This is a genomic window from Spiribacter salilacus (assembly GCF_009649225.1).
Classification (GTDB): Bacteria; Pseudomonadota; Gammaproteobacteria; order Nitrococcales; family Nitrococcaceae; genus Spiribacter; species Spiribacter salilacus.
This window is the reverse complement of sequence record NZ_WJPP01000001.1, coordinates 142,974-155,822: the sequence shown is the minus strand read 5'-3', so window position 1 is coordinate 155,822 and position 12,849 is coordinate 142,974. Positions and strand designations below refer to the sequence as shown.

The following is a 12,849-nucleotide window of genomic DNA, read 5'->3' as shown; positions in this document are numbered from 1 at the left end:
AGGCCCATGGATTGGAAAGTCAGCAAAACAGTTGGTATTGCACTGGTGATTACCGCCGGAGGGTTTGCTATGCCCGCCGCTGCGGAATCTGCTGATTGGACACTTGGGCTGCAGCCTGAGCTCGAACTCACCTCCCGCTTGAACGAAAAGCTAGACATACGTTTTGGTGTGAATGGTGACGACACATTAACCGAAAAGCACGTTCGCGAGGCTGAGGCCGCTGGCCTTTTAGATAAACCCGTGGTTCTATCCGCGCTGGTAGATTGGTCATTTACCGACAATGGCTTTCGGTTAACCGGCGGCGCCATGTATGGCGATCAGATCTTTTCGGGTAACGAGCTCAATGTTGGCAGCTCAAACAGTTACTCAACCCGCACCTATGTTGGTTTAGGCTGGGATAATCAGCTCGATCAACAAAACCGGCTTGGGATCTCTTTAGATCTCGGGCTCACGTTTGAAGCCCTAGATGACCCCTCCAGCACCGCTTCAAATAGCTTCGGCAGTAGTAGTCAGTCTATCTTTGGCCAAGATTTTGATGGGCTTGGCTACGAGCCTAGCTTTTCGGCCAGCCTCGAATATCGTTTTTAATTGCCTCCCGGGGGTTCGAACACACTTTCATCAGGTATAAAAAAACCCCCAATGGGGGCCTTTTTATACCTGGCGGAGAGGGAGGGATTGATTCGGGGCTCACGCCCCTCACCCTTCGGGCCCCTCGCTTCGCTCGGTGTCCTAATTGCCTTCGGCAATTAGTCGAACCCTTATTGGTTACCGGGGGTTCGAACACACTTTCATCAGGTATAAAAAAAGCCCCAGCGGGGCCCTTTTTATACCTGGCGGAGAGGGAGGGATTGATTCGGGGCTCACGCCCCTCACCCTGCGGGCCCCTCGCTTCGCTCGGTGTCCTAATTGCCTTCGGCAATTAGTCGAACCCTTATTCGTTACCGGGGGTTCGAACACACTTTCATCAGTTATAAAAAAACCCCCAGCGGGGGCCTTTTTATACCTGGCGGAGAGGGAGGGATTCGAACCCCCGGAGCCTGTGAGGGCTCAACGGATTTCAAGTCCGCCGCATTCGACCACTCTGCCACCTCTCCGAAGATCGCTATTTTGACGATGAATGGCCAGATTCACAAGGCATGTTTGCAAGAGCCAATGCCGATTCGCTAACAACCGATGGGCCGCGATAAATTAAGCCAGTGTAAATTTGCACTAAGTCAGCGCCTGCGTTCACCTTATCAAGGGCATCTTTAGCGCTGGCAATACCACCCGCTGCAATCAATACACAGTTATCACCAATATGGGCCCGCAACTTCCGAACAATATCAGTTGATTTCTCAGTCAAAGGTTGTCCGCTCAATCCGCCCACTTCTTCAGCATGCTTACAACCGGCCACACCCTGCCGATCAAGCGTGGTGTTGGTCGCGATAATGCCATCAACGCCGGCCTCAAGGAGGGTGTCGGCCAGTTCAGTTAACGGCGTTGGATCAATATCTGGGGCGATTTTGACCAATAGGGGAACGCAACGCCCTAGCTTCTCAGCCATTGCTGTTCGCTTTTGCATCAACCCAGCAACCAGATTTTGTAGGGCTTGGCCTTCCTGAAGCGCCCGCAACCCAGGGGTATTGGGTGAGGAGAGATTGACGGTGATGTAGTCAGCCGCTTCATAGAGCGCCTCTAGGCAATGCAGATAGTCACCCAAAGCTTCCTCATTGCTGGTATTGCGGTTTTTGCCGATATTAATCCCAATCGGGATGCTCGGCCTGGGTTTGGTTGCCAGTTGCTCGACCAAGTGATCAACGCCTTTGTTATTAAACCCCATGCGATTGATTAATGCCTGTCGCTCTGGGATACGAAATAGCCTTGGCCGATCGTTTCCGGGCTGAGGTTTTGGCGTAACGGTGCCCACTTCCAGAAACCCAAACCCTAGCTGGGCTAACCCGCCAATGTGATCTGCGTTTTTATCCAGCCCAGCAGCCAGACCGACGCGATTTTGAAAGGTAAGCCCCAACAATTGAACGGGGGCTTTCACGGGATTAGCGGCAAGGCGCATTAAACCGAGCTTTTGGGCACCATCGAGGGTGGCCATCGAGAAGTCATGCGCAACCTCTGGAGGCAATAAAAACAGTAAACGCCTTGTTAAGGAGAACAACATCCGCCTAGACTCATATGTATCGAATCAGCAAGGATGATAACAGGAGTGGAAGAATGATTCGGGTGGTATTTAATCAAAAAGGTGGGGTCGGAAAGTCGACAATTACCTGCAATCTCGCCGCAATCAGCGCAAACCAGGGGCTCAAAACACTGGTTATTGACCTCGATGCGCAGTGCAATGCCAGCCATTACCTTCGCTCTGAACCGATATCGGACAGCGACCAAACCGTGGCAGGCTATTTTGAAGACACCTTGAGCTTTCGGATTTACCCGCGGGAGCTTTCGAGTTTTATTCACCCCACTCCGCTTGAAAACCTCGATCTCATGCCCGCTCATGAAGCATTAGACACTTTGCATGGGCGCTTAGAGTCTCGCTATAAGATCTACAAGCTACGAGACGCCCTCTCAGCGCTCGAGGGCTACGATCGCATTTATATCGACACACCGCCTGCCTTGAACTTTTATACGCGCTCTGCGCTGATTGCGGCTGATCGGTGTTTAATTCCTTTTGATTGTGACGCCTTCGCGCGACAAGCGATTGACGAACTGATGGCAAACGTACGGGAACTACAAGCCGACCATAATCAGGGGCTGTCGGTTGAGGGCGTCATTGTTAACCAGTTTCAATCGCGAGCTCGCCTGCCTGCGGCGCTGATTGAAGAGCTTCATGCAGCCGGGCATCGTGTCCTTGAGCCGTTCCTCTCTGCATCGGTCAAGGTTAGGGAGTCTCATCAAGCCGGCAAACCGTTGATTACACTTGCGCCCAAACACAAACTGACGGAAGAGTACAAAAGGTTGCACGCCAATTTGGAAGCCCTGTGAGTACTTTGATTGCCTTTGAACGACTATTAGAAGAAACGCGTCCCGAAACCTTAATCTTGGTCAGCGATGATTCGCGTTTTCTTGACGCGTCACAAGGACCAACGCTTTGGCATGCAACAGGCGACGCTGCTTGGCGTAACATCGACAGTGCGCCACGTGCGCAACTGGCCGTGATTGACGCTGAAGCGTCGATTCCCAACGCTGAGGCGGCACTGATCACAGGGCGGCTGCGTGACGTGTACGCTGACCGTGTGGTGGTTGCTGGTCCTGTTAATGAAAGCCGTGCGCTCAATCGGCAAGTGTTAATGAGTCTAGGATTTCATCAGATTGGGCATAGCGAAGATGCGTCCGGCGATCGGCATTGGTACCAATTTGATATCGATAACTACAAAGTCACCCCTGATTGGCTTAACCCTCGGCATTGGGCGAATCCAGAACTCTGGGACAAATACCGCTGGTAACCCGCTTGTCGTGGTTAGTGGATTGCTCTAGCCCAAAGCCAGCGACTGATTGCAGCAGCAACCGTGTGCCAATTTGGCTCAAGCATCATTGCATGAGCAATATCAGGAATTTCTAACCAATCCGCACCCCATAAGCTGGCCGTGCCACTGACCTCAGTCGGCGTAAATAATGCATCATCACTCCCTGCCATCACTAGCATGGGAGGTTTGTACGCCACACGCCAGGGACGCGGCCAAGGATTTAAGTTCATCTCCCATAAAGCACGCTGAGACTCCTGCTGAACTCGCGCTGAATAGGCAGCCATTTCCTCTGTGGTCAGGCGGTCAGAAAATACCGCGCGTTGCCCAATGTCTGCATTCATTGCTCCCGTGCCAAAGGCCTGTATCAAACCAAACTCCGTAAACAATAATGGATCACCCATCAACATACGCAGAGAAGATGGGGCAAGCCCATGGGCCGGCACCGGCGCCATCAGCACAGCGCCACTAGCGGGCGCCTGCTCGAGATAGCGCTGCACAACCAGTGCCCCCATCGAATGCCCGATAAAGATGGGCGCAGGGCCCTCTAGCCCTTCAACCACGCTTGAGAGGTCCTCAACATAATCACTAATACCGGCAAAATTAAGCAATCGCCGACCGCCACTGTCTCCATGCCCCCGCAAACTGGGTGCAATCACGTTAAATCCCTGAGCGGCAAAAAAGTCTAAAAAATGCGGCTCCCAGCACCATGCCCCCACGAATGCTCCATGGACCAAAACAATCGGAGTTGGATGCAGCGCTTCTCCAGCACGTGGCCCCCGATGAATTACCTCTAACTTAGGTTGGTCAGTGAACATTCTTATCCCTTTTGCGTATGATGGATCTTATCGCGATTTGCACAGTCTCATAAGCATACAAGATTGACGAGATATTGGAGTTTCAATCAATGCGCCTGCTGTTAACATCCGCCCTCCTTTTGGCGTTGGCCATCGGAAACATTGCTCATGGTAAAGGTGAGCTCTCACCGGAGCCTCATCACAGCCAAGCGGGGCAAGTTGTTGCGGAGCTTCTTGAGCGATATCACTATCGTAAACAATCAATTAACGAAGATATTTCAGAGGCCTTCTATACGAAGTACTTTGAAATGCTTGATCCTGAGCGGTTTTACTTTTTACAAACCGATATCGCTGAATTCGCTGAAAGCCGAGCGCAGATGGGCGCCGACGTGGCCGCGGGAAATCTAGACTTAGCGTTTGAAATCTTTGATCGTTATCGGGAGCGAGTTAGAGAGCGCAGTGCTCATGCCGTTGCCCTCCTTCAAAGCGAACTCAATTTTGATAGTGATCAGGTACTTGATCTCGATCGAAAGAATGCAGACTGGGCCGAATCAGCAGCAGCGCTTGATCAAATCTGGGAAAAGCGAGTGCTCAACGACATTTTGACGCAAAAACTCACAGACCGTGATCTGGACACAATTCGTGAATCGCTGACTAAACGCTACGAACGGCTTGCGCGCAATCTAGATCAATACTCGGCCGAGGATGTTTTTCAAACTTTCATCAGTGCGTTATCTAGCGTCTACGATCCACATAGTAGTTATCTCTCGCCGCGTGCCTCCGAGAATTTCGACATCAACATGAGCCTCTCGTTAGAAGGAATTGGCGCACTACTCAGCATGGAAGGCGATTTTGTTGAAATTGTTGAACTGATTGCAGGTGGCCCCGCTTCTCAAAGTGGTGAACTTGGCTCTGGGGATCAAATTATTGGCGTAGGCCAAACCCCAGACGCTATTGAAGATGTGGTTGGATGGCGACTGGGCGATGTTGTAGACCTCATCCGTGGGCCCAAAGGCTCAGAGGTAACGCTGGAAATCATCACCTCCGCAGGATCAACAGGGGGTGGCTCGCGCTTAGTTACCCTAGAGCGAAATACAATAGAACTCGAAGAACAAGCGGCCAAAGCAGACGTCATCGAGGTTGAGCAAGGGGATAAAACCCATCGAATTGGCGTTGTTCAGCTCCCCACCTTCTATACCGATTTTGCGGCCGCCAGTGCGGGGGAAGAAGACTATCGAAGCACTACGCGGGATGTTGCCGCGTTGCTGTCTGATGGAAAGCTGTCGGGAATCGACGGTTTGGTTATTGACCTGCGCGGTAATTCAGGTGGCTCTTTAGATGAAGCGGTAAAGCTCACGGGGCTTTTTATTGACGAGGGTCCTGTTGTGCAAGTCCGCCGGAGTAATGGGCAAAAAGAAGTCTTAAGAGATCCTGATACCAACGGCACACTGTTTGATGGCCCGCTTGGCGTGTTAGTGGACAGTAACAGTGCTTCTGCCTCGGAGATCTTTGCTGCCGCCATACAGGATTATGGGCGTGGTGTGGTTATGGGAGCCCAGACCTTCGGTAAAGGCACCGTACAAACCCTAATTGGGCTCGATCGGTTTGGCGTAACAAATAGCGACGATATGGCGGGCCGTTTAAAGCTAACCATTGCGAAGTTTTATCGCATTAATGGTGATAGCACGCAGCTTGAAGGCGTTACGCCAGATATATTGCTGCCCTATCCTGAGTTACCCAATATGGCTAATGAAAGGGATGCGGAAAACGCGTTGCCTTGGAATACCATCGAATCAACGCCCTACCATGAACTCTCTAACCTTGAGTCTTTGGTCGGTGAGCTTGAAGCGCGCCATAAGGAGCGACTTAACTCTAAGCCCGCATTAAAAAGCGCATCGATGGAAGCCGCCCGGCTGCGACAAGAAAGCCAAGACACCGTCGTTTCATTAAATGAAGAAAAGCGTCGAGCACAAATTAAACAACAAGAAACAGCACGGCTTGAGGCCATCAACGAGCAGCTTGCTGCCTATGGGCTTGAGCCCATCGAATCCCTTGATGATCTTGATAGAGACGCCGTCCCTGATGTGCTTCGAGACGAAGCAGCCGCGATTATTGCAGACTTAGCGGTGCTTCAAGCAAAAAATGATCTACAACCAACTGTAGCCGATCACGCCCTTGGTAGCGATTAACATCAAGCCGAAATATCAGTGAGATATCTGATCCTTCGGTTTGGCTTTTCTCTAGCTTGGGCCAATGTTCAATTGCATTGAATGCGATTGCCTCTAAACGCTGCTCCAGTGCGGCCTTGGGGCTTAATTCAAGGCGCAGATGTGTTTGACCCACGACTCGGGTTGAGCGAACAAGAAACTCGCCTCTAAAGCAGGGGGCCGGACAGCCACTTCCCCACGGCCCTGCGTACCTAATTTCTGAGGCACGCTGCAGGCTAAAATCATCCGCCGCCAGCTGACCGTCAGTGAGGATAACGTCAGCGATCGCTTTGTCTCCATACTGATCGCGAACGATTTTTTCGACACACGCCTTAAACGGTTCGTAGGCTGCGGCGGGCAACGTAAGACCGGCTGCCATGGCATGCCCACCAAAACGCTTAATCAATGCCCGATCACTCGCAATGTCCACCGCTTCAATTAAATCCCGCATGTGAATATTGGCCGTTGATCGGCCAGAGCCTTTTAGCTCTCCGTTATCGCCGGGGGCAAATGCAATCACAGGACGGTGAAACCGCTCTTTAAGGCGGCCTGCCACAATGCCCACAACGCCCTGGTGCCAATCTTCGCGCATCACACAAAGAATGGGCGGTAAGGCCTCTACCCCCTCAATCGATTCAGCATCAAGCCCACTCAGCGCGGCATCGCGCATTGATTGCTCTATGCTTCGTCTTTCTTGATTTAGCGTTTGGAGCTGTTCTGCTAATTCCCTCGCTTCTTTAGGATTTTGAGCAACCAGACACTCGATACCGATATCAATGTCTGCAATTCGCCCTGCCGCGTTTAAACGTGGCGCTGCGGCAAACGCTAGCTCATCAGCCGTTGCCACGCGCGGATCGCGCCCGGCCACTTCCAACAATGCGGTAATTCCTGCGCAGCACTGACCGGATCGAATACGGCGCAGGCCTTGATCGACCAACGTTCGGTTAACTGTATCAAGGGGCACTAAGTCTGCAACGGTGCCCAGTGCGACGAGATCGAGAAGATCCGCTAGAGGGGGCTCTTTGACGCCATCGGCAAAGGCACCTAAGTTTCTCAGCGTGGCCCGCACCCCAAGCATGAGATAAAACGTAACCCCTACGCCAGCTAACCCCTGCCCCGCAAAAGTCCGATTTACTTCAAGCTGCGGGTTAATGATTGCTAATGCATTGGGTAAAGTTTTTGCCGGTAAATGATGATCTGTGACGATTACATCAATGCCGGCTGCACGCGCAGCATCAACACCCGCGTGAGCTGCTATGCCGTTATCAACGGTCAATATCACATTGGGCGCCGGGTCTGTTGCCATTTCCAATAGCTCTGGGGTTAAGCCATAGCCAAACTCAAAGCGATTCGGCACCAGATACTGAATGTGGGTGGCACCAAACCGCTGAAGCGCCTTGATTGCCAGCGCACAACTCGTGGCCCCATCCGCATCAAAATCGCCAACCACCAAAATGCGCTCGTTGTTTTGAATTGCGGCGGCAAGCCGTGCAGCCCCTGCCGCGATTCCCCCTAGACTATTGGGATCTGGCAGGCCACTCAGGGAATAATCGAGGGCATCTGCCGTCAAAACGCCGCGGGCGCGATAAATTCGACGCAATAAGTCAGGCAGCTCTTGGGGTAGTGAATCGGGTTCATTGGGCTGCGGTCGATCGGCCCATTGCGGCTGCTGACCCATTAATCCTTCACCTTAATAAAGCTACGTAGTGGATGCTTACGCCGCCAGAAGTGCCATTTTGAACCCTTATCTATCTGCCACCCCATTCCATCCCCTACCCGCAGTTCAACCGTTGCACCGGCCACTTTACATTGCTCAACCCATTGCTTTGCGAGGTTGGTCTCAAACCAATCGATGGCCGCCAGCCAAGCGCCCGCATCTCCTCCCATCAGCGCCTGCTCGGCTGCCTCGTAGAGCCACACGGTTCGATTGGTCGGCTGATCTGCGCCCCGCATTAGCGCATTTGCGCCCTTCACAAGCGCACTGTCGCCTTCAAAAAGCCAGCTCTCACTTAGCAGGGCTTTGGCTGAGTCAACCTGAATGGCGCCGCCTCCCCAAGCCCAAAGCCCATTGACCACCAGCAACCCCGCCGCTTCTCGCGCTTGATTAACCGGATGTGCGTGCAGCAGCATCTGAATTTCGTTCAGTAGCTGTCGCCACCGCTTTGCGGTCGCGTCCATCGGAATGACCGTATCGAGGTAGCGACCTGCCAACCTAGAGAGCGGCGGAAGCTCAGGCCCAGGCGGCGTATCCACAAACAATAACCACTCTGAACCGTGGGCAACCAGCAAAATGCCGTCGTCTTTAAACGCCGCGTTGACGGCATCGCAAATTGATTGGCTCTCTGCCTCATTCAGAAAACAGTCTTGGCCAGCAAACACCAATAGCCGGTCACGGTCAGCCCGTAAATGAATAGGCGCGGCACGATAACAGAAGCTCTTGTCTTTTAAGCCCGATGCAGCAGCAATCAACGGACCCGCAGCGGGTAGCCGCGGGAAGCGTTCAGCTAATAAGCCTTCGCTACCGCTGGCCTGACATTGAATGGGGTTCGCCCTTTGTAAGAGCCACTCCAGATTAGGTCGCGGCGTGGTACCCACCGCTTGGGCAAGCGTATTAGGAACAGGCCCCAGCAGGGCCGGGGCTAAACAGACGATATGCGAATGGCTCGGCATATCAATCATCCAAGTGATCTAAGGATTGCCTCGCGAACTGCTTCTGGAGACGCCTCCACCTTGCTTAGTGCTTGATCAGCGCGCTGATGGGCCACATCAGGATCTTTTAACCCGTGCCCCGTCAGCGTGCAAACTACGGTACTGCCAGCCGGTATACGCCCGCTGCGAATGTCTCGAAGTGCTCCAGCAACCGAAACCGCCGATGCCGGTTCGCAGAAGATCCCCTCCTGGCTAGCCAGCTGCCACTGCACCTCAAGAATCTCCGCATCATCAAACTCATCAAACCATCCATTGGATTCTTGCGAAGCGGCTAATGCCTGAGTCCAGCTCTGCGGCGCCCCAATGCGAATAGCCGTAGCGACGGTTTCTGGCTGCTCAACCGGATGACCCCGCAAAAAAGGCGCCGAGCCACTGGCCTGATAACCCACCATCACCGGCCGCTGAGTCACCGCCCCTTGATGGTATGGGCATTCACCCTGGCAGAAATGACAGGCCGCCGTGCCCGTTTGCCCTGGCGCCAAGGCCATTTCGGTGTACCCCATCCAATAGGCGGTGATATTGCCGGCGTTGCCAACCGGCAAGCAATGGTAGTCTGGCGCCCGGCCTAAGGTTTCGCAAATTTCAAAAGCGGCGGTTTTTTGGCCTTGCAGCCGATAAGGATTAACCGAGTTAACTAAGCTAACCGGCGCACTTTGAGCCATTTCTTTAACGATGCGCATCCCATCATCAAAGTTACCCTGAATTTGCAAAACATCCGCGCCATGCATAATTGCCTGCGCTAGCTTGCCCATGGCGATCTTACCATCGGGTATCAGCACAAAGGCTCTAATGCCCGCACGAGCAGCGTAAGCAGCCGCGGCTGCCGAGGTATTACCGGTGGAGGCGCAAATAATTGCCTGGCTCCCTTCAGCAACGGCCTGAGTAACCGCCACGGTCATGCCACGATCTTTAAAGGAACCCGTTGGGTTGAGTCCTTCATACTTCACATAAAGCTCAATGTCTGTGGGCAAACCCCGAGCGAGATTATTAAGCCGAATGAGCGGCGTATTGCCCTCGCCTAGGCTAATTGCCCTTGCATCTGCGGGCAGTGGCAGTCGATCTGCGTATTTCTCAATCAATCCGCTCATGCCAACGTCTCCACGCGAATCCGTGTTACCGATCCATGCACCTGCTCAAGTGCCTCAAGCTGAGTACATGCCGAATTCATCTGCGCCTCTAAAACACGATGCGTCAGCAGTATTACCGGTACGGTCTCGGCTCCAGCTGCCGGCTGTTTTTGGATAATCGCCTCAATACTAATGCCCGCCTCACTCAGAATCCGCGTGACTTCGGCAAGGACCCCCGGCTCATCCTGGGCTTCCAAGCGCAAATAGTAAGCGGTGTTAACCGATTCAATCGGCGCAATTGGCTCATCCGAAAGAAAATGCGAGTGGAAGGCCAGATAGGGCACCCGATTTTCCGGCTCTAAAGTGAATTCTCGAACCACATCAACCAAATCGGCCACCACAGCCGATGCCGTTGGCTCAGCGCCCGCACCCGCGCCATAATAAAGCGTCGGCCCCACGGGATCTGCATTCACCATAACGGCATTCATTACTCCATCAACATTGGCTAATAGTTGCCTTTCGGGTAACAGTGTGGGGTGCACTCGCAGCCCAATGCCATCTGCCTCGCGGCGGGCGATGCCCAAATGCTTGATGCGAAAGCCTAATTCCTGAGCATAAGTCACATCTTCAATACTGATTTGCCCGATGCCTTCGGTATAAACCTTATCGAACTGCAGGGGAATGCCAAAGGCAATCGATGCCAAAATAGTGAGCTTATGGGCCGCATCGATCCCCTCCACATCAAATGTGGGATCCGCCTCTGCATAACCCAAACGTTGCGCTTCGGCGAGTACATCACCAAAAGCACGCCCGGCATAGAGCATTTCGGTGAGAATGAAATTACCCGTGCCATTAATGATTCCAGCCAGCCATTCAATCCGATTGCCAACCAATCCTTCACGAACCGCTTTAATGATCGGTATGCCACCGGCCACGGCGGCCTCAAACCCCACGCTTACGCCTTTTTCTCGAGCTTTAGCGAAGATCTCGTTGCCGTGCAGGGCAATCATGGCCTTATTGGCAGTCACAACATGTTTGCCATTATCGATTGCCCGAAGGGTGAGCTCCCGAGCCAATTCATCGCCACCGATCAGTTCAACGACAATTTCGATGTCGGGATCGTCTACCACCTCAAAGGCATCATAGGTCAGGCGTATGCCATCGGTACTGCAAGTACGCGGGCGGTCTGGATGCCGCGCAGCGGCGTGCACAATATCAATCGGCCGCCCCGCTCTACGCGTGATCTCATCGCGATTACGTTCAAGAAGATTAACGGTGCCACCACCCACGGTACCGAGCCCAAGCACACCTACTTTTACCGGATCCAACTGCTGTACTCCCTCAAACTTATTTATAGCCATCACGACGCATCATCTGTTTAATTCCTCGCACTGCTTGCCGTGTGCGATGTGGATTTTCAATAAGGCCAAAGCGCACATGCTCGTCACCATATTCACCAAAACCAATGCCTGGGGCCACTGCTACACCAGCATCACGGATCAGTTTTTTCGAAAACTCTAACGAACCGAGGGCCCGATACGGTTCTGGGATGCGCGCCCACACAAACATGGTGGCCCGTGGACGGGTAACTGGCCAACCCGCAGCCTCTAGCCCGTCGCATAAAACATCTCGCCGCGCTTTGTAGGTTTCACGAATTTCGGCCACACAGTCTTGGGGCCCCTCGAGGGCATGAATGGCTGCCACTTGAATCGGTGTAAACATGCCATAGTCAAGGTAAGACTTCATGCGTGCAAGCGCGGCAATGAGTTTTTCATTACCGCACATAAAACCCACTCGCCAACCCGGCATATTGTAGCTTTTAGATAATGAAAAGGACTCCACGGCCACTTCCCGGGCGCCCGGTACCTGGAGAATAGACGGTGCAGCCTCGCCCTCAAAAACTAAATCGGCATACGCCAGATCATGCACAATCCAAATGCCGTGCTCTCTGCAAATCTCAACCACCCGCTCAAAGAAGTCTAACCCCACACATTGCGCGGTTGGATTAGCAGGAAAATTCAGGATTAACATTTTTGGCTTGGGCCAGGTATCTTTAATCGCTTTTTCCAGTTCGCTGAAGAAATCTCCGCCCTCAACCAACGGAACATGGCGGATATCGGCACCCGCGATAACGATCCCGTACGGATGGATTGGATAGGCCGGATTGGGCACCAACACCGCATCACCAGGCCCGACCGTTGCCAAGGCTAAATGGGCAAGGCCCTCTTTTGATCCAATGGTAACAATGGCCTCACTCTCGGGATCTAGACTGACGTTATAGCGATCCAAATACCATTGGGTAATGGCCCGTCGTAAGCGCGGAATGCCCCGGGAGACCGAATAACGATGGGTATCCGGCCTCTGTGCCGCCTCAATCATTTTTTGGACGATATGCGGTGGCGTTGGCATATCGGGATTGCCCATGCCAAAGTCAACAATGTCCTCGCCACGCGCTCGGGCTTGCGCCTTGAGCTCGTTAACGATGTTAAAAACGTATGGTGGTAAGCGCTTGATGCGCGGAAATTCCTCGTTCAAAGTTCATCTCTCAGCAGCTGGATTCGTTATCATAACCGCTGAACGCTAAAGCTGCCCCCTGTCAGTGTCAATCAAAGGATTT

The 12,849-nt window shown here is 53.0% G+C and carries 11 protein-coding genes and 1 tRNA gene; 4 read left to right on the top strand and 8 right to left on the bottom strand.

Going from position 1 to position 12,849, the window contains the following annotated elements:
* Positions 1 to 6: 6 nt before the first annotated feature.
* A complete protein-coding gene (locus tag GH984_RS00785) occupies positions 7 to 588 on the top strand; it encodes a hypothetical protein (RefSeq protein WP_153718317.1) in 582 nt (193 codons plus the stop codon).
* Between the two features lie 416 nt (positions 589 to 1,004).
* On the opposite strand, the gene GH984_RS00780 is transcribed toward GH984_RS00785, so the two are convergent.
* A tRNA-Ser gene (locus GH984_RS00780) sits at positions 1,005 to 1,094 on the bottom strand.
* An 8-nt stretch (positions 1,095 to 1,102) separates the two neighbouring features.
* Positions 1,103 to 2,152, bottom strand: coding sequence for a quinone-dependent dihydroorotate dehydrogenase (locus GH984_RS00775; protein WP_369691877.1), 1,050 nt, complete (start codon positions 2,150 to 2,152; stop codon positions 1,103 to 1,105).
* Positions 2,153 to 2,205: 53 nt separating this feature from the next.
* Between GH984_RS00775 and GH984_RS00770 the strand changes: the two genes are divergently transcribed.
* A complete protein-coding gene (locus tag GH984_RS00770) occupies positions 2,206 to 2,973 on the top strand; it encodes a ParA family protein (RefSeq protein WP_153718316.1) in 768 nt (255 codons plus the stop codon).
* Entirely contained in the window at positions 2,970 to 3,434 is a 465-nt protein-coding gene (locus GH984_RS00765) for a DUF6231 family protein (protein WP_153718315.1), read from the top strand. The genes GH984_RS00770 and GH984_RS00765 overlap by 4 nt, the downstream gene beginning before the upstream one ends.
* 14 nt (positions 3,435 to 3,448) lie before the next feature.
* Here GH984_RS00765 and GH984_RS00760 read toward each other — a convergent pair whose 3' ends face one another.
* Positions 3,449 to 4,270 carry an alpha/beta hydrolase gene (locus tag GH984_RS00760; protein ID WP_153718314.1) on the bottom strand — a complete coding sequence of 274 codons (822 nt, stop codon included), beginning with the start codon at positions 4,268 to 4,270 and terminating at the stop codon, positions 3,449 to 3,451.
* A gap of 89 nt (positions 4,271 to 4,359) precedes the next feature.
* Between GH984_RS00760 and GH984_RS00755 the strand changes: the two genes are divergently transcribed.
* Positions 4,360 to 6,438 (top strand): carboxy terminal-processing peptidase, encoded by a 2,079-nt coding sequence (locus GH984_RS00755; protein ID WP_153718313.1) that lies wholly within the window; start codon positions 4,360 to 4,362, stop codon positions 6,436 to 6,438.
* Here GH984_RS00755 and recJ read toward each other — a convergent pair.
* Genes recJ through alaC form a run of 5 tightly spaced genes read right to left on the bottom strand, consistent with a single transcriptional unit; the run spans position 6,359 to position 12,767 of the window.
* On the bottom strand, positions 6,359 to 8,134 hold the full coding sequence (gene recJ, locus GH984_RS00750) for a single-stranded-DNA-specific exonuclease RecJ (protein WP_153718312.1): 1,776 nt from the start codon (positions 8,132 to 8,134) through the stop codon (positions 6,359 to 6,361). The genes GH984_RS00755 and recJ overlap by 80 nt on opposite strands.
* On the bottom strand, positions 8,134 to 9,126 hold the full coding sequence (locus GH984_RS00745) for a hypothetical protein (RefSeq protein ID WP_172973128.1): 993 nt from the start codon (positions 9,124 to 9,126) through the stop codon (positions 8,134 to 8,136). Before GH984_RS00745 ends, recJ begins: the two co-directional genes overlap by 1 nt.
* 5 nt (positions 9,127 to 9,131) lie before the next feature.
* Entirely contained in the window at positions 9,132 to 10,253 is a 1,122-nt protein-coding gene (thrC, locus tag GH984_RS00740; protein WP_153718310.1) for a threonine synthase, read from the bottom strand.
* Positions 10,250 to 11,560, bottom strand: coding sequence for a homoserine dehydrogenase (locus tag GH984_RS00735; protein ID WP_153718739.1), 1,311 nt, complete (start codon positions 11,558 to 11,560; stop codon positions 10,250 to 10,252). Before GH984_RS00735 ends, thrC begins: the two co-directional genes overlap by 4 nt.
* 19 nt (positions 11,561 to 11,579) lie before the next feature.
* Positions 11,580 to 12,767, bottom strand: coding sequence for an alanine transaminase (alaC, locus tag GH984_RS00730; protein WP_153718309.1), 1,188 nt, complete (start codon positions 12,765 to 12,767; stop codon positions 11,580 to 11,582).
* Positions 12,768 to 12,849: the final 82 nt, after the last annotated feature.

Bases quoted from the DNA above. Each gene is read 5' to 3' on its own strand.
- GH984_RS00785 (WP_153718317.1), top strand. From the start codon at position 7: ATGGATTGGAAAGTCAGCAAAACAGTTGGTATTGCACTGGTGATTACC.
- GH984_RS00775 (WP_369691877.1), bottom strand. From the start codon at position 2,152: ATGTTGTTCTCCTTAACAAGGCGTTTACTGTTTTTATTGCCTCCAGAG.
- GH984_RS00770 (WP_153718316.1), top strand. From the start codon at position 2,206: ATGATTCGGGTGGTATTTAATCAAAAAGGTGGGGTCGGAAAGTCGACA.
- GH984_RS00760 (WP_153718314.1), bottom strand. From the start codon at position 4,270: ATGTTCACTGACCAACCTAAGTTAGAGGTAATTCATCGGGGGCCACGT.
- GH984_RS00755 (WP_153718313.1), top strand. From the start codon at position 4,360: ATGCGCCTGCTGTTAACATCCGCCCTCCTTTTGGCGTTGGCCATCGGA.
- recJ (WP_153718312.1), bottom strand. From the start codon at position 8,134: ATGGGTCAGCAGCCGCAATGGGCCGATCGACCGCAGCCCAATGAACCC.
- GH984_RS00745 (WP_172973128.1), bottom strand. From the start codon at position 9,126: ATGCCGAGCCATTCGCATATCGTCTGTTTAGCCCCGGCCCTGCTGGGG.
- thrC (WP_153718310.1), bottom strand. From the start codon at position 10,253: ATGAGCGGATTGATTGAGAAATACGCAGATCGACTGCCACTGCCCGCA.